We start from the raw sequence: 26741 nt of genomic DNA on the forward strand, positions 1-26741 counted from the left end.
AATCACGCCTCTTTAAAAAGCACATAAGGATTTGCTGTGAAGAAGCTCTACCTGGCTCTACCGTTCTGCGCCCTGCTGCTTCAAGGCTGCGGTGTGACCATGACCCGCTACGAACCCAACTTCCAGAACGTTCAACAGCTCAAGCAACAGGTGCCCATGCAGCCCGTGCGTGAAGCCCAGGTCGATGCCGATTCCGGCCAAGGGTCGCTGATGGTGCGCATGAACCCGATCTCTTCGCCTGCCGGTAGCGTTCCGCTGCACATCCAGGCAGCGATCAACGACGAACTGCGCCAGGCGGGTCTGCTGGACCCTCGCGCTGACCGTCAGCTGCAAGTCCGGTTGATCAAGAACCAGCTCACGGCCGGCATGGGCAGCGGTCATGGCGAGTTGTCCGCACGCTTCACGCTGCGCAAAGGCGACCAGGTTCTCTACGAAGCCACCAAGGACGTGCAGCGCGAATGGGACAGCAGTTTCTTCGGCCCGATCGCCATCCCGGCGGCCGCGAACAACTACAACCCGATGGTGCAGGACCTGCTCAAAAACTTGTACAGCGACCCGCAGTTCACTCAAGCGTTGAAGTAAGCAAAAAAAAAGAGCCGCAATCGCGGCTCTTTTTTTCAGCGGTGTCAGCCCCGTGGAATGCGGGTGTCGACAGCGGAGTATTTCGTGCGGTTGTTGTCGACCCAGTTCTTCAACAGCGCATTGACCTGGCGGTTGAAGGTGTCAGTGACGGCTGCCTTGGGGGTATTGCCTGCCAGCGGCAGGAACCAGATGCCCATCCAGGTGTTGATCGCGTCATGGTTGTTGGCTTTGCCCAGTGGCTGGCCACGCTCATCCACGGTTTCCAGGCTCATGGTGTACTGGTCCGTTGCCAGTGCAGGAATAATCCCGAGCGAGAAACCACTGATGAACGCCAAGACCAACTGACCGCCGCCTGGCGCGTGGTTGTAGACCTTCAGGCGCAGGCTGTAGTCACCGGGTTGCTTCTGGAATTCGTCGAAAACCACGCGGCCAAACAGCCCCGATTCATCGATGGTACGTTTCAGTTCGGGCTTGAGCATGTCGCGGGCCTGCGGCACTTCGGTGGCCTTGGCACTGTCAGGTTCGCCCTGATAGAAATCGAAGTCGACATAGACGTTCGGCTTGTTCGAATAACCGGCCATCGAAGGCAGGTTCACTGGGGCGACTTCATCCTTGGTGAAGCTGGCGCAGCCAGTGAGGCTCAAGGCCAGGACAAGACCTATGGCTTTTGCAAATTGCATATCAACTTCCTTGCGTAATGTTCTAGTTGCCGCTCACGAAGAGGGGTGCGGATTCTAGCGGGATCCACCCGAAATCAAAAGGCCATCACTTGGCTGGCCTCAATGCCTGCATGCAATCGTGCAAACAAGCGGTCACAGATCCAGGGTGCCTCTGATCAAGGCGTTGAGCACGCCCTCGACATCGGCGTCCTGCTCGTTCAACAGGCACAGCGGAATGCCTTGCAGGGCGGCTTGCGAGCCAGCCAGCCCCACCCCCGTCAGGGCCAGTGGGCAAGCGATGTCCATTTGTAACGAACGCAGGCGCGTGGCCAGGAGGGGGTTGACCGGCGCTTGCAACGCAATCACCAGCGCCGCCGGCTGGATGGCCGCGCACACCAGGGCAAGCTCTTGCAAGGGTTGCCCGCAACCGAGCACGTCGATGCGTTGCTGCTTGCCGCCCAGCAGCACGGCGGCGCACAGCAACTGCAGTTCGGCATGCCCTTCGGTACCGGCCAGCAGTACGTGCGGCGCATCCACCTGATCCCTCTGCAGGCGCAGCATCAGGCGATTGCGCAGGAACGTGTCGAGAAACAGCCATTGGCTGCACGCCCCCAACGCACTGCCCGCCGCCAGGTCTTGCCAGACCGGCATCAACACCTTGCGCAGTACCACAGCCTTGGGCAATAGCGTGAACAACCGGTGATAGAGGTCTTCCAGCGCCCGGGCATCGAAGGCCTTGGTGGCGTGCACGACGGCGGCACGCCAATCGTCAAGCGCGTTGTCCTCGGGCGGGACCACCTCGTGCTGGCCTTCGAGCAGTTCGCCGACCTTGCTGATGGGCAGGCCACCGGCCGTCCAGCGCAGGATGTCGCGTATGCGCTGCACATCCTCGACCGTGTACAACCGATGACCACCGTCGGTGCGTTGCGGGCGGATCAACCCATGGCGTCGTTCCCAGGCACGCAATGTCACCGGATTGATGCCGGTCAGGCTGACCACGTCACGCATGGGCAGCAAATCGGGTGGGGTGGCTTCAGTCATACGAGGGGTTTATCCGAAAGGTGGCACATTCTAAACCCATACAGTCTTTCTGCGGCGAGCATCCGTAGGTCATCATGTGGCAAACCGCACCGACGCTTTGCACAGGTGCGCTACGCAGACCGCTGCATAATTTCGTGGGTGGGCCCAATGATCGACGCAAAGCTGCTGCAATTGATGGTCGAAAACTCCAACGATGGCATCGTCGTCGCCGAGCAGGAGGGCAACGACAGCATCCTCATCTATACCAACCCGGCCTTCGAACGCCTCACCGGCTATAGCGCCGACGACATCCTCTACCAAGACTGCCGCTTTCTCCAGCGCCAGGATCATGATCAGGCGGGCATCGCCGCTATCCGCGAGGCGATCAGCCAGGGCCGGCCCTGCCGTCAGGTCCTGCGCAACTATCGCAAGGACGGCAGTCTGTTCTGGAATGAATTGTCCATCACGCCCGTGCACAACGAGGCGGACCAGTTGACGTACTACATCGGCATCCAACGCGACGTTACGGCGCAGATTGCCGCCGAGGAACAGGTTCGCGCGCTGGAAGCAGACGTCGCGGAACTGCGTCGGCAACTCGCCGAGATCAATCGTTGAAACAAAAAACTGTACAAGAGGATTGACTTGTACAGATTTAACCGTACGCTTCAGCCATACCTGTACAACATTTCTTTTTTGTACAGGATTGCCTGGAGTGCCGTATGTCAGCCTACCTGCAGCAATTCGCCGAGGACTTTGCCAGTCTCACGGGAGACAACCTCGATGCACTGGAAAAGCTGTACAGCGAAGACATCATCTTCCGTGATCCCCTGCATCAGATCCAGGGCTTGAAGGACCTGCGAGCCTACTTCACCGAGCTGTACGCCAACGCCCACGACATCCGCTATGCCTTCACCAGCGCCGACGAAGTCCAGCCTGGGCAAGGTTACCTGCGCTGGACCTTGCAGTTCCGTCATCCACGCCTGGCCCGCGGCGAGCAGATCACCCTGCAAGGCTGCAGTCATTTGCAGTGGAGCGACCGGGTCCATTTCCACCAGGATTATTTCGACGCCGGCGCCCTGCTCTATGAACACATCCCGGTCATGGGCGGCGCCATCCGCTGGCTCAAGGGCCGGTTGGCATGAGCCGTTGCTGGCTGACCGGCGCCAGTAGCGGCATCGGGGCCGCGCTCGCGCAACACCTGCTGGAGCAAGGCCATCAGGTGGCATTGGGCGGTCGCCACGCAGATAGCCTCGCACCTCTGGCGGAGCGGTTTCCCGGCCAAGTATTGCTGGCCATCGGCGACCTCGACGACCCGGAGCAAGTGGCCGGGATCGCCACCCGGATCCAGCTTGCCTGGGGAGCGCTGGACATGGCGATCCTCAATGCCGGCACCTGCGAGTACCTGGAACCGGGCCATTTCGACCCCGCCGTGGTCGAGCGAGTGATGCGCACCAATCTCATGGGGGTCAGCCACTGCCTGGCGGCCGCCCTGCCCTTGCTGCGCAATGGCCAGCGACCCCACCTGGTGGTGATGGGCAGTTCGGTGACCTGGCTGGCCTTGCCCCGCGCCGGTGCCTACGGCGCGTCCAAGGCGGCCGTGCGGTATCTGGTGGAGTCGCAGCGTATCGACCTGGCCCGCGAGGGCATCGACGTCACCCTGGTCAACCCCGGCTTCGTCGACACGCCACTGACCCGTCGCAACGACTTCCCCATGCCGCAACTGTGGTCGGCGCAGCGCGCCGCACGGCATATCGCCAAGCGTCTGCCCCGACGGCCGCTGGAGATCAACTTCCCCGGCATTTTCACCCTGGTGTTGCGCCTGCTCGGGGCCATGCCCGCGTGCCTGCGCCTGAAGCTGGGCCAACGCCTGGCCCGCCATGAACAGGATTGACGATCGATGCGTATAGCAATCATCGGCAGCGGCATCGCGGGCCTGACCTGCGCCCACCTGCTGTCACGCAAACACGAAGTGACGGTGTTCGAGGCCGCCGAATGGGTTGGCGGTCACACCCACACCGTCGATGTGGCCTGGCGTGGCGAGCACTATGCCATCGACACCGGCTTCATTGTCTTCAACGACTGGACCTATCCGAACTTCATCCGCTTGCTCGATCAGCTCAAGGTCGCCTCACGACCGACCGAGATGAGCTTCTCGGTGCATGACCCGCTCACCGGCCTGGAATACAACGGTCACGACCTGAACACGTTGTTCGCCCAGCGTCGCAACCTGGTGTCGCCGGGATTCTGGGGAATGCTGCGCGATATTCTGCGCTTCAATCGCCAGGCGCTCGCCGACCTGGACGAGCAGCGTATCGACGCCAGCACCACCCTGGGCAGCTACCTGCGGGCCCAGGGCTACGGCCAGCGCTTCATCGAGCATTACATCGTGCCGATGGGGGCGGCGATCTGGTCGATGTCCCCCGCGGACATGCTCGACTTTCCCCTGCAGTTCTTCGTGCGCTTTTGCCGCAACCATGGCTTGCTGTCGGTGAATCAGCGTCCGCAATGGCGGGTCATCGAAGGCGGCTCGCGCAGTTACATCGCGCCGTTGTGCCAACCGTTCGCGCAACGTATCCGGCTCAACTGCAAGGTTCACCGGGTCAGCCGCGACGAAGTCGGCGTAACGCTGACCAGCGCCGCCGGCCCGGAACGCTTCGACAGCGTGGTGTTCGCCTGCCACAGCGACCAGGCCCTGGCGCTGCTGGAAGCGCCCAGCCCGCAAGAACGCGCCGTACTGGGCGCCATCCGCTACGCCGACAATGACGTCGTGCTGCACACCGACAGCCGCCTGCTGCCGCGCCGCAGGAGGGCCTGGGCCAGCTGGAACTATCGTCTCGGCGGCAGCGACCAGGCCCCGGCAGCCGTGACCTATAACATGAACATCCTGCAAGGTATCCAGGCATCGGAGACCTTCTGTGTAAGCCTCAACCAGACAGCGTTGGTGGACCCGGCAAAGATCATCGCCCGCTTCCAGTACGCCCATCCGCAGTACAGCCTGGCCGCATCGGCTGCGCAAGCGGACCACGCGCAACTGCAAGGCCAGCAATTGAGTTACTACTGCGGTGCCTATTGGGGCAACGGCTTTCACGAGGACGGGGTGGTCAGCGCGCTGAAGGTGGCTGAGCATTTCGGAGAAACATTGTGAACAGCAGCCTTTGCCTGGGCTGGATCAGCCACCGTCGCCTGTCGCCACGGCGCCATGCCTTCCGCTACCGGATCGGCCTGTTCTACCTGGACCTGGACGAGCAAGCCTGGCTGCTCGGCCTGTCGCGCTGGCTGGGGCGCTGGCGCCTGGCACCGCTGAGCTGGCGCGAGATCGACTACCTGCCGGCGCGGACCCGTCAAGGCGATTCACTGGCCCAGGCCGCCCGCCTGCTGGTCGGACAGGCCACGGGACAAACGCCCGAGGGCCCGGTCCACCTGCTCACGCAGTTGCGTTGCTGGGGCCTGTCGTTCAACCCGGTGAGTTTCTATTTCTGCCACGACCGCGACGGGCACCTGGCGGCGATCCTGCTCGAAGTGCGCAACACGCCGTGGCGTGAGCGATTCCACTACGTGCTGCCGGTGCAAGACGACCTCGCCAAACCGTTCGCCGTGGCCAAAGCCTTCCATGTGTCGCCGTTCATGCCGATGGACATGGACTATCGCCTGCGATTCGCCCTGGACGAACAGCACGTGCGCATCCACATGGAGAACTGGCAAGGCACCGACAGGGTTTTCGAGGCCGACCTCGCCTTGCGCCGCCAGCCGCTGGATCGAAAGGCGTTGCATCGATACATCCTGGCGTTCCCCTGGATGAGCCTGCGCACTGTCTCGGCCATTTACTGGCAAGCCTTGCGCCTGTTGTTCAAGCGCACCCCAATCCATGACCACACGACCCGCCCGGGCGACCTGGCGCTCGGCCAACCTTGCGAGAACCCCGACCATGTCCAATTCCACCCTGAGCGTTAGCAAGTCTACGGGCCTGGCGCCTTTGCTCGGCGGGCTGGCCCGCACCGCCGTGCTCGCTCAACTGGGCAAGCTGCGCCACGGTCACCTGCGGCTGCTCAGCCATGGGCGGCAATGGAACTTCGGTGATGCCGCCAGCCCGTTGCAGGCCGAAGTGGAGATCCTCGACGACACCACCTGGAGCATGATCGCCGGCAACGGCTCGATCGGCGCGGGCGAAGCCTATATCCACGGCTTCTGGCGCAGCCCGGACCTGGCCTTGGTGACCCGCCTGTTCGTCGCCAACCTGGACGTGCTCGATGCCCTTGAAGGCGGCCTGGCGCGCCTGGGCCGCCCGGCGCTGCGACTGCTGCATCGGTTGAACCGCAACAGCCGACGCGGTTCCCGGCGCAACATCCTGGCCCACTACGACCTGGGCAATGCCTTGTTCGAGCGGCTGCTGGACCCGACCATGATGTACTCCGCCGCCCAGTTCGAGCACGCCGGGCAAACACTGGAACAAGCCCAGTTGCACAAGCTGGAAAACATCTGCCAGAAGCTTGAACTGCGCCCCGACGATCATCTGCTGGAGATCGGCTGCGGCTGGGGCAGCCTGGCGATCCACGCGGCCATCCGGCACGGTTGCCGGGTCACCACCACGACCCTTTCCGAAGCGCAGTACGCCTATACCGTGCAGCGCGTGCAGGCCCTGGGGCTGGAGCAGCGCGTGACGGTGCTGCGCGAAGACTACCGCGACCTCAAGGGCACCTTCGACAAGCTCGTCTCGATCGAAATGATCGAGGCTGTCGGCCACCGCTACCTGCCGGTGTATTTCCGCCAATGCGCGGCACTGCTCAAACCCGAGGGCCTTATGCTGTTGCAGGCGATCACCATCCGAGACCAGCGCTATGCCCAGGCACGGCGCTCGGTGGACTTCATCCAACGCTACATCTTCCCCGGCGGCGCCCTGCCCTCGCTGAGCGTGATGCTCGACACCGCCAGCCGTCACACCGCCCTCAACCTCGTGCACCTGGAGGATTTCGGCCTGGACTACGCCCGCACCCTGGAACATTGGCGCGATAACTTGCGACAGGCGCGTACCGAACTGACGACGCTGGGCTACGACGATACGTTCCAGCGTCTGTGGGAGTTCTACCTGTGTTATTGCCAGGGCGGTTTCCAGGAGCGCGCCATTGGTGTGGCGCACCTGCTCTGGGCCGCGCCCCAGGCAAGGCGTGCGGCCTTGCCTGGACAGGCTTGATGCCCAGGCGATGGCTGGTCGCCAATGCCCTCTGGTTGCAGGTCGGCTGGTGGATCTGCGTACTAGGGGCTCAGCATCCCTGGCTGTTGTTGCTGGTGCCCGTCGGCCTGGCCCTGCATCTGTGGCTGTGTCCGGACTTCAATGGCGAGGTAAAGGCCCTGCTGCGCACCGCCCTGGTCGGTTGTGCGCTGGATAGCCTGCTAGGGGCGTTGAACGTATTCCGCTTCGACAGCTGGCCGCTGCCCCTGTGGCTGGCGCTGTTGTGGCTGGTCCTGGCCAGCGGCTTGCGCCACAGCCTGGCCTGGACCGGCCGGCCCGTCTGGCGCGCGGCGGTGCTCGGCGCAGTGGGAGGTCCGTTGGCCTACCTGGGCGGCGCCAGGGTGGCGCAGGTCGAGCTGCCGCTGGGCGTCATGGAAACGGGCATCCTGTTGAGCGCGGTCTGGGCATTGGCCTTTCCCCTGCTTGTGCGCCTCGCGGCGTGGCGCTGAGCCGCTGCCTCTCTACCACTGGCTAGCCAGCGTCAACGGCAGCCGCAAGGGCGCGATGGGGCCGTCACGCTGCCCACACATCTCATCATGCACCACATGCTGCACCAACGTGCACGGCACGGGTGGCAGATCGATCAGCAACTGGCGCAGCTCGGTGGATGAACGCAATCGAACAGGCTGGCCCTGGGCATCGCTCAGGGTGACCGGACCGGTACCGGTCATGGCGCGCAGGAGGTAGAAGCCGCCTTCCAGCGACAGCAACTCAAGCGCTTCGACTTCACCGGCCGTGACTCGCTCAGTGAGTTGACTCAAATTCATGGCGTGCCCTCCGGCAAGCGGCGGAAGAACAAGGTGATCTGGCCGATCTCCACCCCCAGTTTGCTCATGCTCGAACGGTTGATCAGGGTGTCTTCATCCATCAGGTACATCCAGTCGTCCAGGTCCACTTCCCAATGCCGTCCTTCCACGGGCAAGTCCAATCGGTAACGCCAACGCAGTGCGTTACCGGCCACTTCGCCCCGGGCCTCGCCGATCACATCCCCGGCGGTTCCGCGCCAACGACCCGGGCCGTCCGGCACAATCGTCCAGGTACGCTGCTGTCGCGTGCCGTCGCTGTAGAGGAAGTGTTCATCGAGGATCAGACGCTCGCCTTCACGGCGACTGTCGATGCGAACGTGGAAGCGCTTGACCACTTCTCCGGACCGCTTCTGGAACATCCCCCAGGCCTGCACCGGTCGCGAGAAGAACGCCGCCAGGTCCAAGCGCGGTTGTTCCCCGGCATAGTGCTCGACGCCGACATTGCCGCAACTGCCGAGAAACAGACAGGCCACCAGCAAAAGTGCTTTGTACATGTTCAGGTCCCTCGGTCGTTGTCCGCCAGGCCTAGCAGGCGCTGGCGCAATTGTGGGTCGCGGGCCCGCGGATCCAGCCAGATGGCGAAGAACGCCCGGGCAAACACCGGGTCGGCTACTTCATGGCTGAGCTTGCCGTCCACGTAGAAGCGGCAACCCTTGCCCGGCAGGTACAGGCCAGTGATGCGCATGCCGGGGCGCACGTCCACGAATGCGGCCTGCATCGCCTGGGTCCAGGCCTCAACGGATTGGGCTGTCACGCTGTCGGGGCCTAGCCGCTGCATTTCCTCGAGGCTGGCCTGCACCAGCGTTTCCCGGGATATCGATCGGTGATAAAGCAACTCCAGCGCGAAGGGCTGGTTCCAATCCTGTACCGGGCCGGCGGTCCACAACCGGGCGGTATACAGGCGCAGGCCGAACCAGGTGAAATCGCCCTCCCCCACCCGTTGCGCGGTGGGCAGCGTCGTTCGCCAGTCTGCGGCGGCCGAGGCCATCACCGTCAGCATCAGGCAAAGGCAGGCCCAACGAACAGGGTGCGCCATGGAGAACCTGTAGAATACGAAAATATCTGTACAAGATTAGTTTCTTGTACAGATAAATTCAAACTTCGTATAGATTTATGCGCAGCCCCTGGTGAGGAGTTTTCATGCTGTACGTAGTCATGCTCGGCGGTCGTCACCCCCGAGCCAGCATCGAAGTACACGACGTGGTGTTCGCCCAAGCGGACTCACTCGAACAGGCGTACCCCCAACTGCGCCAGGCGTGGTTCGGCAGCCGTCAGGGTTTGCATATCGATTCCTGGCTGGAAATCGACGGCATCGACACCTACCGCGTCGAATTCAGCTCGATGGCCCCAGGCCCCGACGAACCCAAGCTGTTTTTCATCAACCTGGGTGGCTACGAGCGCGAAGTGTTTGGTGAAGCCCACCGCTACCTGCTGGTAGTGGCCCGAGACAAGGCCCAGGCCAAGCAATTGGGCAAGCGCCGCATGCCGGCGGATTGGCTCAAGGCCCACACCGACGCCGTGCTCCAGGTGGACGATTGCCTGCCGGTGGACTGGGTAAACGGCCACTACGTCCATCTGGTCACGGGGGCTCACAAGGGGATGGGTCAATACAGCGACTACTGCCTGATCTGAGGCGCCGGTTTGCGCGCTCGGTAGACGTTGAAAGGCCACGGGCGCTTTCGCAGATTTTCCAAAAACAGAAAACCATCCTGCGTTTTCTGGCGTTCTCTTCCGAAAATGAAGCGTCTAGCTTAGTCCGTGACACCAGGAACGCACGGCAAGCGCGCCTGGTGACCGACCATCAATGAAGGACGCGCAGCGTGCTCATCGGCTCGATCACACTGCCGCGTCTTGAGGAGAACGCGATGAAATACAAGACCCTGGGCAACACCGGCCTGCTTGTCTCTCAACTGTGCCTTGGCACCATGACGTTCAGCGACGGCAGCGGTATTTATAAACACATCGGCGATGTCGGCCAATCCGCGGCGGACGAACTGGTCAAGGCAAGTATCGATGCCGGCATCAATTTCTTCGACACGGCCGATGTCTACTCCGGGGGCGCGAGTGAGCAAACCCTCGGCCAGTCGCTCAAAAACCTTGGCATCGCGCGCAACGAAGTCGTGCTGGCGACAAAAGTGTACAGCCGCATGGGCCCCGGCCGGAACGATGTCGGCGCCTCGCGCGGGCATATCATGGACGCTGTCGAAGCGAGCCTGCGGCGGCTGCAGACCGACCACATCGATCTCTACCAGATCCACGCCACCGACAACGTGACGCCCTTGGAGGAAACCCTGCGCGCACTGGACGACCTGGTCCGGCAGGGCAAAGTCCGTTACCTGGGCGTGTCCAACTGGCAGGCCTGGCGGATTGCAACGGCGCTGGGCATTTCTGCGCGCCTGAACCTCGATCGGTTCCATACGCTGCAAGGTTACTACTCGATCGCCGGGCGTGACCTGGAGCGCGAACTCAAGCCACTGCTGGAAGCGGAGAACATGGGTTTGCTGGTCTGGAGCCCCCTGGCCGGCGGCCTGCTGTCCGGCAAATTCAGCCGTGAGAACCAGGCACCGGAAGATTCGCGGCGTGCATCGTTCGACTTTCCGATTGTGGACAAGGCGCGCGCCTGGAACGTGATCGACGTCCTCAAGCCCATCGCCCAGGCCCATGGCTGCAGCCCGGCCCGCATCGCCTTGGCCTGGCTGCTGTCGAAACCCGTCGTCACCTCGGTGCTCGTCGGCGCGAAACGACTCAGCCAGCTCGAGGACAACGTCGCCGCTGTCGACATTGTGCTGAGTGACGATGAAATCGCCCGGCTCGACGCGGTCAGCGAACTACCGCCCGAGTACCCCGGCTGGATGCTTGAGACACAGGCGGCGGATCGCCTGGGGCCCGTCGACCTGTGGGCCGGCAAGACCTCCCCGACATCATGACGGTCCAGTGCCCTCCAGGCCCTTTCAAAAGACGGAAAGGCAGGGGTCGGCGCCCACCATATGCTCAGCGATAAAATCTGCGACGGCTCGAACACGGGCAGAGGCAGCGAGGTCTGCGTGAGTCACCAGCCAGACCTCGGCACTGAACATCTGCTCGGGTGGGACGACGCGGATGAAATCTTCCTTGGCGACCAGAAAGTCAGGGATCACCGCCAGGCCGAGTCCAGCTCGCACCGCAGCGATCTGGGTCGGCAGACTGCTCGTCACCAGCGCGACCTTGCAACGCGGGTGCTCACGCATGAGCCAGGCCGCGGCCGGCATGAACCCGTGGCTGTCGTCCCAGGTAATGAAATGCCGCCCGCCCAAAGGCTCGCCTTCGATACAGGGGTGACGCGCAAGGTAATCCCGACTGCCGTAGACCGAGTAGGTCATGTGGCCCACCCGCCTGACCTTCAGATTGCCCCGAGTGGGCCGAACGACGCGCAGCGCAATGTCCGCTTCGCGTCGGCCAAGCTCGGCCGTGACGGTGCTGGTGATGATTTCCAGGCAGATACCCGGGTAGCGCTCCCGGAACGCCGGGAGCGCGGGAATGACAAGGTCCGTTGCAAGGTTCTCCGATGTCGCGAGCCGCACGGTCCCGGCGGGCTTGTCGTCCCTGCCTGCGACGCCGAGTTCCAGGGCCATGACCCGGTCTTCGACGAGCTCGGCATGCCGAAGCACCTCACGGCCGTCATCGGTCAGGAAATAGCCCGTCGGGTGACGTTGAAACAGCGTCATGCCGATGGCCTTTTCAAGTTCGATGACGCGCCGGCCAACGGTGGACTGGCTGACCCTGAGATCCGAGGACGCTTGGGTCAGGCTTCCAGTTCGCGCCACGGCGAGAAAATACCTCAGGTCGTTCCAGTCCATGCTCATCTGTCATTTCGCCAGGGTCCCGTGCCCATCATTCGTTGATTTCCATGTCGCCGGCAACAGAAATCATCACCTTGCGGCTAACGCCATGTCGCCATGTCAACGAAGGCCGACAGGTCGCGATTGAAGCGCAGGCATCAGCATTCGAAATTCGAATGCTACCCATGAAACTTATTCGCTTTTCTGAAGCCAATGGTTGCTTTCACAATAGCGCCCGATCGCGGTCCGACTTGAGGTGAAGTGTGTTAAGTGTCGAAGCGGGCTCCGTGAGCCTGGACAGGAACCTGGTGTGGAGTGGCTTCAAGCAGCTGTTACCGATTTCCCTGTTCGTGATTGTCTTCGCCGTTGCCTTCGGCCTTGCCGCTGCGCAAACCGGCCTGGACGCAACGTCAACCTTGCTGATGAGCACGCTGGTATTCGCCGGCGCCGCGCAATTTGCCGTGCTTGACCTGTGGGGGCCGCACGTTCCGGTGCTGCCGCTGGTGGTGACGGTATTCGCGATCAATGCCCGGCATCTGCTGATGGGGGCCACGTTGTATCCCTGGCTGCGGGAACTGCCCAGGGCCCGGCGCTATGGCGTGATGCTGGTGGTCTCGGACGCCAACTGGGCGATGTCCATGCAGGCGTTCAGCAACCGCAAGCCAGGCCTGGGCCTGCTGTTTGGCGGTGGCCTGGCGCTGTGGTCGGCCTGGGCGCTCGGCAGTTGGCTGGGGTTGAAGTTCGGCAGCGTCATCCAGGACCCGGTGAGCCTCGGCCTGGACATGGTCATGGGCTGCTTTCTGCTCGCCATGGTACTCGGAGGCCAAAAGAACCTGCGCATGCTGATCATCTGGAGCGTGGCCGCCGGTGCGTCGTTGCTGGCGTACAGGTACCTGCCTGAAAACGCCCACGTGGTCACCGGGGCATTGGCCGGTGGTGTGCTGGGCGCGGTCTGGACGGAGAAAAAACATGAGCATTGAGACCTCAGGCTACGGCACATTCCTCATCATCCTGATCATGGCCGTGGTGACCCTCGCGACGCGTTGGGGCGGCGTGTTCGTGATGTCATTCGTCCCGATCAACTACCGGGTGCAGCAGTTCATCAACGCCATGTCCGGCTCGGTACTGGTGGCGGTGCTCACGCCGCTGGCGGTCACCGGTGACAACGGTGCGCGGCTGGCCCTGCTGACGACCGCCGTCATGATGCTGATCCTGCGCAAGCCGCTTCCAGCAATTGCCGCCGGGATCCTGATGGCGGCTTTATCCAGGCAATTCTAGGTTTGTCTTGTACTATGCCCGTCTCCAACCACCTATGAATGAGACCAATGGACCTGCACTCAATCCTGGCCTTTACCCTGGTCGCCGCGATTGCCATCGCAAGCCCCGGCCCTGCGACCGTGATGGCGATCAATAACAGCCTGGCCTACGGGCCGCGGTACGCGGTATGGTCTTCGCTGGGCAATGCCTGCGGGTTGTTCTGCCTGTCGGCGGCGGCGATGTCCGGCCTGGGTGCCCTGCTTGCCAGCTCCGAATGGATGTTCAACGCGGTGAAGGTCCTGGGTGCCGGTTATCTGTTCTACCTGGGCGCCAGGCAGTTGCTCACTCGACAGCCGATCCTCGCCCAGCAGATCCAGCCAGACGGGACAGTCCAAGCCCCGTCGCGCAAAAAGCTCTACAAGTCGGCGTTCCTGACCGCTGCCACCAACCCCAAGGCGACGATGTTTTTCACCGCCCTCTTCCCACAATTTATCGACCAGGGCGCAGCGCTGTTGCCGCAATTCCTGCTGCTCACCTCGATATTCATGGGGTTGTCGTTGGTGTCACTGAGCCTGTACGCAGCCGCTGCGGCCCAGGTCAAGGGCCTGCTGACCCGTCCAGCGTTCTCCATATGGATCAGCCGGCTGGTGGGCTCGACGTTCATCGGTTTTGGCGCCGCCATCCTTGCGATGCGTCGGCCTGTTTCCTGAGGAAATGACTCCCTAGCAGTCAGGACTCAATGCCAGGCAGCGTATTTATCCTCCGCAGATACAAGGTTCCACGATGTGGAGCCAGGGCCAGCGAGCTTGGTAACTCCTGGCCTTCAGACCGAACAAATCTGGCTGAGGATTCCTCGGGTTGATGCGCAGAACCCCATCCGCTACGTCGGCCAAACCGTACGGCGCATAGACCCCGCTCGTTTCAACATCCAGCCCAATGCACGTACCCGCAACCAGGTATCTATCGATGCCATCTCTTGCCGACTGAAGCTGAGGATAAGGCCGGCCAAACCGCTGGTGGTACCAAAGGTGAACACGGGCCTGATTCTTGATTTCGATATTTACCTCAAGGTCACGGAAAAGACGCTGAGCTGAGGTGATAACCTCATTTTCTGCCTCCCAAGACAGGTCATCATCAAAATAAAAAACATCGTAATCCTTTACGCCCCACTCACTCGGTAGGTTTGTTTGATGATTCCAGACAGATTGGAAAAGGCAGCCTGCTGTGAGAAAGCACTGACGTAGGTGGAGTGCAGGCAAACGAGAACAGATTTCGGCATTTATCGGATTAGTCATTGCTATCTTGACCAATCCTTCGACAGTCAATGTCATTGTCATCACTTTTTGAAGTAGAGCCGGTCTTACCGCCCAACCATACGACATGGGCACGTTACACAGCTGGGTCGAAGATGCCTGCGTTCGCAGGCCTCTCTGGCCATACGGCCTCTTTGGCCGACCTGAACTCCTGATCAGGGTACCAACGATGGTCGACCAACACCTGGAGTCTCAAGCTGATAAGCTGAGGCCTCTTCATAGCACGAACTAGACCATGGACGAGAAATATCAGGGCAGTTGCTTGTGCTCAGTCGTCAGATACGAGCTCATCACATCCCCCAAAGCGGTCACTCACTGTCACTGTTCTCAATGTCGCAAAGGCCATGGGGCTGCATTTGCTTCGTACGGTAGTGTTCCGCGTAGCGCGTTACGGATACTTGAGGGGGCTTCCAGTATCAAGGCATTCGTTTCTTCGAAGACAGCCGTACGCGAGTTCTGCGCGCACTGTGGTTCGAACTTATTCTGGTCGCGCACTGAGGGTGAGTTTTCTGACTGGATATCGATAGCGCTGGGGTCACTCGACACCCCCTTCATGCCCCGGACGCAAAAGCACTCCCATAACAACTGTGCAGTCCACTGGTGTAACCCATTAAAGACAAGTCACTAGATTGAGGCTATTTGCGCGGCTATTGAAAGAATACGTGATCACGGATATCAGGCCGCTGGAAAATCCTCATAGCACTTAGGCAAATAACCCCAGATCCTCAACACATCGCCACGCACTTCGAATTCGAATCCAATCCGTGCGACCACTGCCGATAGTTCGTCGGTGTGGTCGATGGTTGTCCGGGCCAGCAGCCGTCCCCGGAACGGGCCTTCTTGCGTCAGGCCGATGTCAAACCATTCGACGCAGGCGAATGGAAACGGCAAATGGTAGAACCATTCCACATCCCACCCCGAGATGTAGCCGGAGACTGACTTGTACCGCCAGGACGGGCACCATCCCTCGCGCTGGCGGAAATGGCTGATCAGTTCATCCCATTTGGTGTTGTTTGACGCACTCGCCAGGTTTCTTGCAGCCACGGCGGCGTTGATCTTCTTGCGCATCGCCTCGTCGTGGCCGACGCCGGCTGTTGGTAGTTCATTCATGCTTGGTCCACTTGCCGGCGACTCCTATATATCGCAACCAGAGGTGTACGCAGGGGCCGGAACACGGCCCCGTTCAATCGGTTCAGACGCCCTTGGTGGACGGCAACAGGACCGTCAGCACACCCAGCAACGGCAAGTAGGAACACAGGGTGTAGACGTATTCGATACCGTGGATGTCGGCGAGGTAACCCAGCAGCGCGGCACCGATGCCGCCAAAGCCGAACATCAGGCCGAAGAACACGCCGGCAATCATGCCGACATTGCCCGGCACCAGTTCCTGGGCAAAAACCACGATGGCGGAGAACGCCGAGGCCAGGACGAAACCGATGATCATGCTCAGCACGCCGGTCCAGAACAGATCCACGTAGGGCAGTGCCAGGGTGAACGGCGCCACGCCCAGGATCGAGAACCAGATGACCTTCTTGCGGCCGATCCTATCGCCGATGGGGCCACCGAAGAAGGTGCCAGCGGCCACCGATCCCAGGAACAGGAACAGGTACAGCTGGGAACTGGTCACTGACAGCTGGAATTTTTCGATCAGGTAGAACGTGAAATAGCTGGTGAAGCTGGCCATGTAGAAATACTTGGAGAACACCAGCAACGCCAGGACCACCAGGGCCGCGGTCACTCGCTGCCTGGACAGGCCGTGGGTCGCCTTGCCGCCCTGCTTGAGCTTGAACAGGTTGAGGTGGTTGCGATACCAGCGGCTCAGGCCGTACTGCACGAGGATCGCGAATGCCGCAAACAAGCCGAACCAGGCGACGTGACCCTGGCCATAGGGAATCACGATGGCCGCGGCCAGCAGCGGGCCGAAGGCGCTACCCGCGTTGCCGCCGACCTGGAAGGTCGACTGCGCCAGGCCATAGCGGCCGCCTGAAGCGAGGCGTGCCACGCGCGAGGTTTCCGGGTGGAAGGTCGACGAGCCAATGCCCACCAGCGCGGAGGCCAGGAGGATGGCACCGAAGCTGCCGACGAACGCCAGCATCAGAATGCCGATGAGGGTGCAGACCATCCCGGCGGGCAGCAGCCAGGGCTTGGGATGACGGTCGGTGTGATAGCCCACCCACGGTTGCAACAGCGAGGCCGTCAGCTGGAAGGTCAGTGTGATCAATCCCACCTGGGTGAAGGTCAGGCCGTAGTTGGCCTTCAGCATCGGATAGATGGAAGGCAGCACGGCCTGGATGAGGTCATTGATCAGGTGCGCGAGGGCGCAGGCACCGATGACCCGCATGACAAGCGGGCTCGTTTGATTGACGACGGAGGCCGTGGTCGAGGCTGTGGCGGTGGTGGACATGACAAAGCTTCCAGGCGATGGGTCTGAAAAAAAACGTAGGCAGAAGGTGACAGCACTTTCTGACAGGCGCGGCATCATCCTAGAATCCACAAAAATGTCTGTCTCACTGGACAAGGGAATCAACCGTCGCAAAAAGGACATCATGATCAAACCGTTGAATGAAGCATTGCTCGAGATCGACGAAGGCGCCTGGACGATGATCGGGAGGGCGACCGATTACCCGGACAATTGGCTGATCGCCTCGCACTCCCATGAAAAGCACCAACTGATCTACGCTGTCGAAGGGGTGATGGTGGTGCACACGGCGTCCAGTCAGTGGACGGTGCCGTCGAATCGAGGGCTGTGGATGCCCTGCGGGCAGGTGCATTCGGTGCGCTGCGTCGGGCACGTGAAAATGCGCAGCCTGTTTGTCCGGCCCGATGCCGCCGCAGACCTGCCGACGGAAACGAAGGCGGTGAGCATTTCCGCCCTCTTGAGCGAATTGATCAAGGTTGCCGTGCACCTGCAACTCCCCTATGCCCCGAACACCCGAGCCGCCCGGGTGATGCAGCTGATTCTCGATGAACTCGCCCTGCTCCCCACCCTGCCCCTGCACTTGCCACAGCCGGCGGACCGGCGCATCAAGAAGATCTGCGTCACGTTGCAAGGCGACCCCGCCGACGGCTCGACGCTGTCGGATTGGAGCGCCCGCCTGGACCTTGACGAGAAGACCATCCAGCGGCTGTTCCGCAAGGAAACCGGAATTACTTTCGGGCAGTGGCGGCAGCAGGTGCGCCTGTTGCAGGCGGTCGAGCGCATGGCAATGGGCGAGAAGATCATCGACGTTGCGCTGGCGCTGGGCTACGAAAGCCCGAGTGCGTTCACCAACATGTTCCGCAAGCAGTTTGGCAAGACACCGAGCACGTTCTTCAAATAAAGCGGCGCGCTTCACGCTGCTGATATCATCCGCGCGCTTACACACCGAGTAGCCGTCATGAATCGTCGCAAGAAAATAAAGCAGTTGCTGCAGGCCCATGCGAAAAAGGCCAGCGCCAAACTGGCCCCGCAGAAACCCAAGTACATCAGCAAGGCGGATCGCCTGAAACTGGCGGCCGAGGCTGAACAAGCGCCGGAGGCGCCTGTCGAGCATTGAGGGGTTGATGCGCCACCTTCACGAGCAAGCTCGCGCCCACAAGGACTGCCCTCCAGGTCATTGACCCTACAAAACCTTGTGGGAGCGAGCTTGCTCGCGAAGGCGCCAGCACTTCACACTTTCGCCTGCCGGACACCCCGCCCGGCTTTGTGGCCTGCGTCCCACTGAAAGCCCACGGCTTGAAACGGCTGGCCATCCACCGGGCCGATGCCTCGTATAACCAACACAACCGTTCTCCCTGGTGCGCACCTGACCTACGCTGATTCGCGCGATCAACGAAGCCTGCGCTATCAAGGAGTTTCGACATGTTCAACAAAGTCCCCCTCCCGCTCGCGACACTGTTTACCACCCTGGTTCTGGCGGGGACGATCACCTCGGTAAATGCCGCCGCGATACCGGTCGCGGAGCCCTTACCCATCCACAAACCGCAGGTGGCAGGTGTCTACCGATTCCAGGTCGGCGCCTTCCAGATCACCGCCCTGAGCGACGGCACGCTGCCGCTGGACCTGCACCCGCTGCTGCGAGGCATCAGCGCCGAGAAGATCGATGCGTTGCTGAAAAAAGGCTTTATTCGCAACCCCGTCGAGACGTCGATCAACGCCTATGTGATCGACACCGGCCCACGGGTGCTGCTGGTGGATACCGGAGCCGGCGAGCTGTTTGGCCAGGTGGCGGGCAAGTTGCCCCAGAGCCTGGCGGCGGCCGGTTATAAACTGGAGGACATCAGCGACGTCCTGCTCACCCACATCCACGCCGATCACTCCGGCGGGCTGTCGCGCAACCGGCAGATGATGTTCCCCAATGCGACCGTCCACGTGGCCCAGGCCGACGTCGATTTCTTCCTCGACCCGGCCAATCTGACCAAGGGGCTCAAACCCCAGGACCTGGAGAAGAGCCAGAGGACCGTTGGGCCTTACGTCGATGCAGGCCGAGTCAAGACCTTCAGCGGCCCTACGACCCTAGGGCCCGGCATCACGGCGATCCCGACACCTGGCCATACCCCAGGCCACAGCGTCTACCGGGTCGAAAGCCAGGGTGAGAGCATCGATTTCTGGGGCGATCTCCTCCACGTCGGCCCGGTCCAGTTTGCCCGACCTGACGTGACGGTCACTTTCGACGTCGACCAGGACCGCGCACGCGCCCAGCGCCAACAGCAGTTCAAGGCCTCGGCCAACGAAGCGCGCCTGTCGGCGGCCGCGCACTTGCCGTTCCCGGGGATAGGCCACCTTCGCGCGCAAGCCGGGCACTATGAATGGGTGCCGGCCGTCTATCGCAACCGTGACTGAGACGGGCGAGCAAGCCCGGGCCGCCCTGTACAGACCACTGCCTGGTTTGATTTGATGCCCGTACAGCCGCCTGCCTGAAGGCGCTGATCGGGAGATCATGATGAACTACACGGATTTCGACGCGGCACTGCTGCTGACGCTCAAGGCGCTGCTGGAGGAACGCAACGTCACCCGGGCCGCCGCCCGCTTGGGCATCAGCCAACCGGCCCTGTCAGCGCGGCTGGCACGCTTGCGAGACATCCTCGCCGACCCGCTGTTCGTGCCGGCGGCAAACGGCCGAGGCGTCGTGCCCACGCCCCGGGCGCAAGCGCTGGAGCAAGACTTGCTGCAGATACTCGAAGGCCTCAAGCGCCTGGCCAGTGAACCCGATGCATTCGATCCGGCCACAACGACCCGCACCTTCGTCATCGCGTTATTCGAAACGCCGGCAGCGCTCCTCGCACCGGCGCTTTGCGCCGGCCTGGCGCGAGAGGCCAAGCACGCCAGGCTGGCTTTCGTTCAGCCTGCGCACGATGTGTTCGAACGCCTGGAGCAAGGGCAGATCGACCTGCTGATCACCGTGCCGGAGGCCCTGCGTGACGATGTCATGCAGCGCGCCCTCTGGGAGGATGGTTTCCTGACCGCCCAGCGCAAAGGCCATCCACGGGGAACCGGCCCGCTCGATCTCGACGTTTTTTGCGCCCTCGACCACGTGCTCGTCTCTTCCGAAGGCGGACGCTTCGCAGGTGTGGTCGACGATGCACTGGTGGAGCTGAACCGCGTGCGCAACGTGGCGTTTTCCATTCAAAGCTATGCCCTCGCGCCCTCGTTGATTGCGGCAACGGATGCGGTGTGCACCCTGCCCGCGCGTTTCCTTGCCCAGTACCGCGACCGCCTGGACCTGTTCGAGCCCCCCATCGAACTGGCGACCCTGCGCCTGTCGCTGGCCTGGCATCCGCGCAACAACAAGGATGCCGGGCACCAATGGCTGCGCCGCCAAGTTTACCTGGCGGCGCAGGTGGAGCCTGCCTAGCAGGTCTCAGCGCCTCTTTCCCATCAGTTTCGCACCCACCCAGCGGAGCGAAGCCCAGCTATCGGTCAAGCGCATAGTTGCTATCGATACCCGCACCGTTCTCGACATCGGCGTCCCTCTCTAATCTGCACACCAAGCGATCGACAACGGTCGCAACCAGACAGACCAACCCCTTAGGAGAGAGACCATGAACACACTGAACCGCACCCTGGCCGTCGCCACATTGGCACTGACCTCCCTCGGCGCCGAAGCCGCCACCCCGTCCCAGGCCACCGCCCCGGTGTCCGCGGTCGGCAGCGTGATCCAGTCCGCCAGCTACATCACCACAAAAGATGGCGTGCAGCTGTACTACAAGGACTGGGGCCCGCGTGATGGCCAGGTCGTGACGTTCAGCCACGGCTGGCCGCTGGACTCCGACAGCTGGGAAGCGCAGATGATGTTCCTCGCCTCCAAGGGCTATCGCGTGATTGCCCACGACCGTCGCGGCCACGGTCGCTCCAGCCAGCCTTGGGAAGGCAACGACATGGATCACTACGCCGATGACTTGGCAGCCGTGATCGAAGCTTTGGACCTGAAGGACGTGACCCTGGTCGGTTTCTCCACGGGCGGCGGTGAAGTGGCACGCTACATTGGTCGCCACGGCACCGGACGCGTGAAGAAAGCCGTGTTGGTGTCCTCCGTGCCGCCGTTGATGCTCAAGACCGACACCAACCCCGGCGGCCTGCCCATCGAGGTGTTCGACGGCCTGCGCAAAGCGTCCCTGGAGAACCGCTCGCAGCTGTACCTGGACATCGCCTCGGGGCCGTTCTATGGCTACAACCGCAAGGGCGCCAAACCGTCCCAAGGCCTGATCCAGTCGTTCTGGGCGCAAGGCATGCAAGGTGGCAGCAAGAACACCTACGATTCGATCGCGGCGTTCTCGGCCACCGATTTCCGCGCCGACCTGAAGAAGTTCGACGTGCCGACCCTGGTGATCCACGGTGACGACGACCAGATCGTCCCCATCGACGCCTCGGGCAAAGCCTCGGCCGCACTGATCAAGGGCGCCCGACTGATTGTCTACGCCGGGGCCCCTCATGGCCTGACCGAGACCCACAAGGATCGCCTGAACCAGGACTTGTTGAAGTTTCTTCAGCAATAACGCTGCGCAAGCCGCTCGCTCCCCCAGGGATGGCCCGCAACCAGGCAGTCCATGGGGGAGCGAGCTTGCTCGCGAAGGCGGTGGATCAAGCCATGTTGCAGCGCCTGACCTACCGCCTTCGCGAGCAAGCTCACTCCCACAGATGAAGTGAACAGGCACGGTCATCGATTCGTGTGAACCTAGCCCGCGCCCGGCCCTCGGATATGGAAGACGGAGCAAGGGTGACCCACATGGCAATGGAAGATACGTTACTGCGCCAACGCAAGGTGCTGGCCGAACTCGGTGAGCTGGCGCTGGTGTCGGACGACCTGGAGCACATCCTCGACGAGGCGTGCCGTCTGGTGGGCGATGCACTCGAAACCCACATGGCGAAATTCATGCTGCTGGAAGAGGACGGGCTCACGCTGACCGTGCGCAACGGAGTCGGTTGGGCCCCGGGCGTGGTGGGCCAGGTCCGGGTGCAGGCGCTGGACGGCACCCCCGAACGCCACTCGCTGGACACCGGCAGTGCGGTGATTTCCACGGACATCGCCACCGAAACCCGTTTTCGCTATCACGACTTCCAGATCCAGAACGGCGTCCAGGCTTTCGTCAACGTGCTGGTCCATGGCGCCACCGAAGCGCGACCGTTCGGGATCTTCGAGGTCGACTGTCGCCATCCACGACAGTTTACCCAGAGCGATATCGATTTTTTGCGCGGCTACGCCAACCTGATCGGGGCGGCCTTGAAGCGCTCCGTGACCTTGCACGCCATGCGCCTGACCGAGGCAAAGCTGCGCGAGAGTGAAAGGCACTACCGGATCGCGGCCGAGCTCAACCCACTCTGGCCCTGGACGGCCACCAGCGATGGCGCGCTGCTGTCGCTGGATCCGCGCTGGTACGACTACACCGCCCGGACCCCGGAGCAGACGCTGGGGCGCCAATGGTTGAACGCCGCGCACCCCGACGACAAGCTCACCATCGCCCGGGCGTGGAACCAGTCCCTGGCGAGCCTGCAACCCTTCGACGCGCAGATTCGCCTGCGCCGGCACACCGGCGAATACCGCTGGTTCAGGGTCCGGGCGTTGTGCAGCCTCGACGCTGCCGGGCACTGCGAACAATGGTATGGCACCGTCGAAGACATCAACGAGCGGGTGCAGCTGGAAGCCGCATTGCGAGACTGGAACGACCAGCTCGAAGCACGCATCGCCCAGCGTACCGGACAATTGGAGGCCGAACAGCACGAGCGCGCCCTGGCCGAGTCGAAGCTGCGGCAAAGCCAGAAAATGGAAGCGGTCGGCCAGCTCACCGGCGGCATCGCCCACGACTTCAACAACCTGCTGGCAGGCATCACGGGCAGCCTGGAGCTGATGCAGCGGCGCATCGACAACCAGCAGTACGCCGAGCTGTCGCGCTACAACGCCGTTGCCTTGACCTCGGCGACCCGGGCCGCCGCCCTCACCCAGCGGCTGCTGGCCTTTTCCCGGCAGCAATCGCTGCAACCGGCCGTCCTCGAACCGCGCAAGGTGGTGGCCGGCCTGGAAGAAATGATCCGCCGCTCCGTGGGGCCGAACATCGTTGTGGAGTGTTCGTTCCGCAACAACGACCCGATCAAGTGCGACCCGAACGAACTGGAGAATGCCCTGCTCAACCTGGCGATCAACGCCCGGGACGCCATGCCCGAAGGCGGTGTCCTCAAGCTCGACGTCCACCGCTACGTGATCGAGGAAAACGGCGCCGACGCAAAACTGTTGCCGCCGGGGCCGTATGTAGCGATCGCGGTCTCGGACTCGGGAACGGGCATCAGTGCCGACATCCTGTCCCGGGTGTTCGACCCTTTCTTCACGACCAAGCGCCTGGGCGAGGGATCGGGGCTGGGCCTGTCGATGATCTACGGATTTGCCCAGCAGTCCGCAGGGCACGTCAGGATCCAGAGCAATGTCGGCGAAGGTACGACGGTGACGATGTATTTCCCGGTGGCGCGCCGCGCCTCCCAACGCACGAAAACCGCCGCGCCCGACAGCGTGGCGCCGGTGCAACCCGGCGGCAACGAAACGATCCTTCTGGTGGACGACGAAGCGGCCATCCGGCAGATGGTCTCGGAGTACCTGGCGGAAACCGGTTATCGCGTCGTCGAGGCTCTGGACAGTGTCTCGGCCTTGCAGCAAGCCGAAAAAGCCGGGGCCATCGACCTGTTGCTGACCGACATCGGCCTGCCCGGCGCCATGAACGGCATCGGCCTCGCCGACGAATTGCGCAAGCGCGACCCGGGGCTGAAGGTGCTGTTCATCACCGGCTTCGCCGAGGGGGAAAGCCTGGTCAGCGCCAATGCGACGACCTGGATCATGACCAAGCCCTTCAGCCTGACCGACCTGGGGCGCCGGGTGCGCTCGCTGATCCAGTCGGCCAAGCGCTGACTCAATGGCGCAGCAGCTTGCGCAGCGGAATCTCGTCCTTGCGCACCGGAGACTTGATGACGATGTAGCTGAAGTACTTGGAGATGCCGATGTTGCGGTCCAACAGACTTTCCATCACGTCCTGGTAATCCTGGATGCTGCGGGTCATGAAGCGCACCAGGTAGTCGTAGCCGCCGCTGATCAGGTGGCATTCGAGCACTTCATCCACCAGGCGAATATTGGATTCGAACTTGGCGAAATCCTCGCGCTTGTGGTCGCTCAGGGTGACCTCGGTGAAGACCGTCACCGAATCGGTGATCTTGGCCAGGTTCAGATGGGCCTTGTAGCTGGAAATATAGCCCAGCGATTCCAGCCGCTTGACCCGTTGCAGACAGGGACTTGCCGACAGGCCAACGGCATCGGCCAGGCTGACGTTGGTCATGCGACCGTCTTTTTGAAGCTCTACCAAAATGCTGATGTCGATCCGGTCCAGTTTCGCTAAACCTTCCATCGCATACCTCTTGCCTGCCGTTTGTAAGACAATCTTCTAACAAAATCAGCGTCGTAAAGACAGCTGATGCTGAGCCACCAGGTCAGCCATGCTGTCGATGCAGTAGTCCGCGCTGCACGGCCGGGACGCTTTGTCGGGGTCGCGACAGATCAGGCAGGCCGCCCCGACGGCCAATGCACGGGCGCCCGGGCGGGTCACCCGCAGGACCGCCTCGGCGTCGAGGGCATTGGCCTGCAACCAGGCGTGATCCTGCAAGGGATCGCTGGCCAGGGAAATGAAATCTTCCGGCTCGATGCCCAGCCGCTCGCACAACACACCGCGATCTTCGGCATCCCGGTCTCCCTGCACCAGCAGGCGATAGAATTTGCGCAGGTAGAGCATCGCACCCGGCCCATCCTCGAACAACGACCAACTGGCGGCCGAGCGGGCGAAACTCATGCCCTCCTCCCAACTGACCTTGAGCCTCCAGCGTTCGGCCAGTTGACGGTGGGCAAAGCACAGCAGGCCACTGAAGCCCAGCTCGCCGAAACGCGGGTACAAGGCTTGCAACACCTCGTCGAACTCGGCCAACACCCGGGCCTTGTCCTGCGGCTCGCCACGCTGCTCCAACAGCGGCTGCAACGCCGTCCAGACACCGGAATCGCGGTCCACCAGAACCTCGTCGCAGTCGATCAACAACGCTCGATATTCAGTCAGCCTCATGGGTAAACCTCTGATGAGTCCCTAATGCCGTTCTTCCAAGGAATTGCGCCGAGTGTGGCGATTCAATTCATGACCCGCGCCAACGCGCCCTCGAGAATCTGCAGCGCTTCGTCGACCTGCGCCTCGTCGGTCACCAGCGGCGCCAGGAAGCGCAAGACGTTGCGGTAGACCCCGCACTTGATCACCAGCAGCCCGCCCAGCCGGGCCTCGTCGATCAGCCGCTGGTTCAACTCGGCATCCGGCGTGCGGGCTTCGTCGTCCTGGATCAGCTCGATCGCCAGCATGAAACCGCTGCCGCGCACGTCGCCGATACGCGGGTAGCGGGCCTGCAAGCGCAACAAGCCCTGGCGCAGGCGCTCGCCCAGGGCTTCGCCACGGGCCAGCAGATGCTCCTGCTCGTAGGCGTCGATCACCGCCAGCGCCGCCGCGCACGACAGCGCGTTGCCGCCATAAGTGCCACCCAACCCGCCCGGCAGCGGCGCATCCATGATCTGCGCCTTGCCGACCACGCCCGACAAGGGCAAGCCTCCGGCCAGGCTCTTGGCGACGGTGACCAGGTCCGGCTGGATCCCGGCGTGCTGGTAACCGAACCATTTACCGGTGCGACCGAACCCGGTCTGGATCTCGTCGAGGATCAGCACGATACCGTGCTTCTCGGTCAGCGCCCGCAGCGCTTGGAGGAACTCGGCGGGGGCCGCGAGGAAACCGCCGTCGCCCTGCACCGGCTCGATGATGATGGCGGCGACGCGCTCGGGCGCCACTTGGGTCGCCAGCAATTCGTCCAGGGCCTGGAGCGCCATCTCGCTGGTAACGCCGCGATAGGCATTCGGATAAGGCGTGTGGAAGACCTCCGGGGCGAACGGTCCGAAGTTCTGTTTATACGGCTGGCTCATGCCGGTCAACGTGGTGCCGAGCAAGGTCCGGCCGTGGAACCCGCCGCGAAAGGCGATCACCGCCGAGCGTTGGGTGTGGGCCCGGGCGATCTTCACGGCGTTTTCCACCGCTTCGGCGCCGGAGGTGAAGAACGCCGCTTTATAGGCCTGCTCGCCGCCGATCATCCGGCACAGCCGCTGGGCCAGGTCGAGGTAAGGCGTGTAGGCCACGACCTGGAAGCAGGCATGGGACACCTTCTGCAACTGGGCCTGCACCGCCGCGACGACCTTGGGGTGGTTGTGGCCGATGTTCAACACACCGATACCGCCGACGAAGTCCAGGTAACGCTTGCCGTCCACGTCCCACAGTTGCGCACCCTGGGCCCGGTCGATCACCAAGGGGTGAGCGGTGACCAGGCCACGGGGCACGAATTGATCACGTTGACGGAGCAGACTTGGGGTTTCTTCGACTTTACTGTTCATTGGCATTTCCCATCGTGAGCCTCGCACCCGGGAAGCGGCTGCGGTGTGATCACAGGTTAAGCGTTCGACACGATTGTCTAAGCCGAACTTGGTCACTGAGAAATTCGGATCGACTGTTTACACGTCGGCAAACAGCAGAAT

General features: G+C 62.4%; 30 protein-coding genes. 19 read left to right on the forward strand and 11 right to left on the reverse strand.

Annotated features, from left to right (window positions below; translation table 11 throughout):
• The first annotated feature begins 36 nt into the window (after positions 1 to 36).
• Positions 37 to 582, forward strand: a complete 546-nt coding sequence (locus VM99_01325) for a hypothetical protein (protein ID AKJ96755.1) — start codon at positions 37 to 39, stop codon at positions 580 to 582.
• A 44-nt stretch (positions 583 to 626) separates the two neighbouring features.
• Here the strand turns inward: VM99_01325 and VM99_01330 are convergent, their stop codons facing one another.
• Both VM99_01330 and VM99_01335 read right to left on the reverse strand, forming a co-directional pair.
• Entirely contained in the window at positions 627 to 1262 is a 636-nt protein-coding gene (locus tag VM99_01330; GenBank protein AKJ96756.1) for a hypothetical protein, read from the reverse strand.
• A 132-nt stretch (positions 1263 to 1394) separates the two neighbouring features.
• On the reverse strand, positions 1395 to 2282 hold the full coding sequence (locus VM99_01335; GenBank protein AKJ96757.1) for a MerR family transcriptional regulator: 888 nt from the start codon (positions 2280 to 2282) through the stop codon (positions 1395 to 1397).
• 147 nt (positions 2283 to 2429) lie between these two features.
• Between VM99_01335 and VM99_01340 the strand changes: the two genes are divergently transcribed.
• From VM99_01340 to VM99_01370, 7 genes are all read left to right on the forward strand, one after another.
• Positions 2430 to 2876 (forward strand): histidine kinase, encoded by a 447-nt coding sequence (locus VM99_01340; protein ID AKJ96758.1) that lies wholly within the window; start codon positions 2430 to 2432, stop codon positions 2874 to 2876.
• Positions 2877 to 2980: 104 nt separating this feature from the next.
• Complete coding sequence (locus tag VM99_01345; GenBank protein ID AKJ96759.1) at positions 2981 to 3403, forward strand: transcriptional regulator; 423 nt, start codon at positions 2981 to 2983, stop codon at positions 3401 to 3403.
• Positions 3400 to 4152 carry a short-chain dehydrogenase gene (locus VM99_01350; protein ID AKJ96760.1) on the forward strand — a complete coding sequence of 251 codons (753 nt, stop codon included), beginning with the start codon at positions 3400 to 3402 and terminating at the stop codon, positions 4150 to 4152. Before VM99_01345 ends, VM99_01350 begins: the two co-directional genes overlap by 4 nt.
• Before the next feature lie 6 nt (positions 4153 to 4158).
• A complete protein-coding gene (locus tag VM99_01355) occupies positions 4159 to 5406 on the forward strand; it encodes an FAD-dependent oxidoreductase (GenBank protein ID AKJ96761.1) in 1248 nt (415 codons plus the stop codon).
• Positions 5403 to 6212 carry a hypothetical protein gene (locus tag VM99_01360; protein AKJ96762.1) on the forward strand — a complete coding sequence of 270 codons (810 nt, stop codon included), beginning with the start codon at positions 5403 to 5405 and terminating at the stop codon, positions 6210 to 6212. The genes VM99_01355 and VM99_01360 overlap by 4 nt, the downstream gene beginning before the upstream one ends.
• On the forward strand, positions 6187 to 7449 hold the full coding sequence (locus VM99_01365) for a cyclopropane-fatty-acyl-phospholipid synthase (GenBank protein ID AKJ96763.1): 1263 nt from the start codon (positions 6187 to 6189) through the stop codon (positions 7447 to 7449). The genes VM99_01360 and VM99_01365 overlap by 26 nt, the downstream gene beginning before the upstream one ends.
• Positions 7449 to 7937: a membrane protein gene (locus VM99_01370; protein AKJ96764.1), complete on the forward strand. Its 489-nt coding sequence runs from the start codon at positions 7449 to 7451 to the stop codon at positions 7935 to 7937. Before VM99_01365 ends, VM99_01370 begins: the two co-directional genes overlap by 1 nt.
• A gap of 12 nt (positions 7938 to 7949) precedes the next feature.
• Here the strand turns inward: VM99_01370 and VM99_01375 are convergent, their stop codons facing one another.
• From VM99_01375 to VM99_01385, 3 genes are read right to left on the reverse strand one after another with little or no spacing between them, the layout of a single operon-like run.
• Positions 7950 to 8255: a metal ABC transporter ATPase gene (locus VM99_01375; protein ID AKJ96765.1), complete on the reverse strand. Its 306-nt coding sequence runs from the start codon at positions 8253 to 8255 to the stop codon at positions 7950 to 7952.
• Complete coding sequence (locus tag VM99_01380) at positions 8252 to 8788, reverse strand: lipoprotein (protein AKJ96766.1); 537 nt, start codon at positions 8786 to 8788, stop codon at positions 8252 to 8254. The genes VM99_01375 and VM99_01380 overlap by 4 nt, the downstream gene beginning before the upstream one ends.
• 2 nt (positions 8789 to 8790) lie before the next feature.
• Positions 8791 to 9330 carry a periplasmic protein gene (locus VM99_01385; protein ID AKJ96767.1) on the reverse strand — a complete coding sequence of 180 codons (540 nt, stop codon included), beginning with the start codon at positions 9328 to 9330 and terminating at the stop codon, positions 8791 to 8793.
• Positions 9331 to 9434: 104 nt separating this feature from the next.
• Between VM99_01385 and VM99_01390 the strand changes: the two genes are divergently transcribed.
• The gene (locus VM99_01390) at positions 9435 to 9926 is read left to right on the forward strand and encodes a hypothetical protein (GenBank protein AKJ96768.1); all 492 of its coding nucleotides are present in this window, start codon (positions 9435 to 9437) and stop codon (positions 9924 to 9926) included.
• A 233-nt stretch (positions 9927 to 10159) separates the two neighbouring features.
• Complete coding sequence (locus VM99_01395) at positions 10160 to 11221, forward strand: aldo/keto reductase (GenBank protein ID AKJ96769.1); 1062 nt, start codon at positions 10160 to 10162, stop codon at positions 11219 to 11221.
• Positions 11222 to 11245: 24 nt separating this feature from the next.
• Here the strand turns inward: VM99_01395 and VM99_01400 are convergent, their stop codons facing one another.
• Positions 11246 to 12130, reverse strand: a complete 885-nt coding sequence (locus tag VM99_01400) for a LysR family transcriptional regulator (GenBank protein AKK01663.1) — start codon at positions 12128 to 12130, stop codon at positions 11246 to 11248.
• A gap of 245 nt (positions 12131 to 12375) precedes the next feature.
• On the opposite strand from VM99_01400, the gene VM99_01405 reads away from it, so the two are divergent.
• From VM99_01405 to VM99_01420, 4 genes are all read left to right on the forward strand, one after another.
• Positions 12376 to 13092: a branched-chain amino acid ABC transporter permease gene (locus tag VM99_01405; GenBank protein ID AKJ96770.1), complete on the forward strand. Its 717-nt coding sequence runs from the start codon at positions 12376 to 12378 to the stop codon at positions 13090 to 13092.
• Entirely contained in the window at positions 13082 to 13390 is a 309-nt protein-coding gene (locus VM99_01410) for a branched-chain amino acid transporter (protein AKJ96771.1), read from the forward strand. Before VM99_01405 ends, VM99_01410 begins: the two co-directional genes overlap by 11 nt.
• A gap of 47 nt (positions 13391 to 13437) precedes the next feature.
• Complete coding sequence (locus VM99_01415; GenBank protein AKJ96772.1) at positions 13438 to 14079, forward strand: lysine transporter LysE; 642 nt, start codon at positions 13438 to 13440, stop codon at positions 14077 to 14079.
• 96 nt (positions 14080 to 14175) lie between these two features.
• Positions 14176 to 14463, forward strand: a complete 288-nt coding sequence (locus VM99_01420; GenBank protein ID AKJ96773.1) for a hypothetical protein — start codon at positions 14176 to 14178, stop codon at positions 14461 to 14463.
• Positions 14464 to 15357: 894 nt separating this feature from the next.
• Here the strand turns inward: VM99_01420 and VM99_01425 are convergent.
• Complete coding sequence (locus VM99_01425; GenBank protein AKJ96774.1) at positions 15358 to 15792, reverse strand: hypothetical protein; 435 nt, start codon at positions 15790 to 15792, stop codon at positions 15358 to 15360.
• Positions 15793 to 15874: 82 nt separating this feature from the next.
• Entirely contained in the window at positions 15875 to 17086 is a 1212-nt protein-coding gene (locus VM99_01430; GenBank protein AKJ96775.1) for a Fosmidomycin resistance protein, read from the reverse strand.
• A 94-nt stretch (positions 17087 to 17180) separates the two neighbouring features.
• Here VM99_01430 and VM99_01435 point away from each other — a divergent pair, with 94 nt between their 5' ends.
• The 5 genes from VM99_01435 (at position 17181) to VM99_01455 (ending at position 24053) form a co-directional block, all read left to right on the forward strand.
• Positions 17181 to 18002: an AraC family transcriptional regulator gene (locus tag VM99_01435; GenBank protein AKJ96776.1), complete on the forward strand. Its 822-nt coding sequence runs from the start codon at positions 17181 to 17183 to the stop codon at positions 18000 to 18002.
• A 584-nt stretch (positions 18003 to 18586) separates the two neighbouring features.
• Positions 18587 to 19504: a beta-lactamase gene (locus VM99_01440; GenBank protein ID AKK01664.1), complete on the forward strand. Its 918-nt coding sequence runs from the start codon at positions 18587 to 18589 to the stop codon at positions 19502 to 19504.
• 97 nt (positions 19505 to 19601) lie between these two features.
• Entirely contained in the window at positions 19602 to 20516 is a 915-nt protein-coding gene (locus tag VM99_01445; protein ID AKJ96777.1) for a LysR family transcriptional regulator, read from the forward strand.
• A gap of 187 nt (positions 20517 to 20703) precedes the next feature.
• Positions 20704 to 21657, forward strand: a complete 954-nt coding sequence (locus VM99_01450; protein ID AKJ96778.1) for a chloroperoxidase — start codon at positions 20704 to 20706, stop codon at positions 21655 to 21657.
• 230 nt (positions 21658 to 21887) lie between these two features.
• Entirely contained in the window at positions 21888 to 24053 is a 2166-nt protein-coding gene (locus VM99_01455; protein ID AKJ96779.1) for a histidine kinase, read from the forward strand.
• 1 nt (position 24054) lies between these two features.
• On the opposite strand, the gene VM99_01460 is transcribed toward VM99_01455, so the two are convergent.
• From VM99_01460 to VM99_01470, 3 genes are all read right to left on the reverse strand, one after another.
• A complete protein-coding gene (locus tag VM99_01460) occupies positions 24055 to 24543 on the reverse strand; it encodes an AsnC family transcriptional regulator (protein ID AKJ96780.1) in 489 nt (162 codons plus the stop codon).
• Between the two features lie 45 nt (positions 24544 to 24588).
• Positions 24589 to 25245: a 2-haloalkanoic acid dehalogenase gene (locus VM99_01465; protein ID AKJ96781.1), complete on the reverse strand. Its 657-nt coding sequence runs from the start codon at positions 25243 to 25245 to the stop codon at positions 24589 to 24591.
• A 62-nt stretch (positions 25246 to 25307) separates the two neighbouring features.
• Positions 25308 to 26600, reverse strand: a complete 1293-nt coding sequence (locus VM99_01470) for a 4-aminobutyrate aminotransferase (protein AKJ96782.1) — start codon at positions 26598 to 26600, stop codon at positions 25308 to 25310.
• Between the last annotated feature and the right edge of the window lie 141 nt (positions 26601 to 26741).

Origin of the sequence: Pseudomonas chlororaphis, assembly GCA_001023535.1 — a bacterium.
Taxonomy (GTDB): Bacteria; Pseudomonadota; Gammaproteobacteria; order Pseudomonadales; family Pseudomonadaceae; genus Aquipseudomonas; species Aquipseudomonas chlororaphis_E.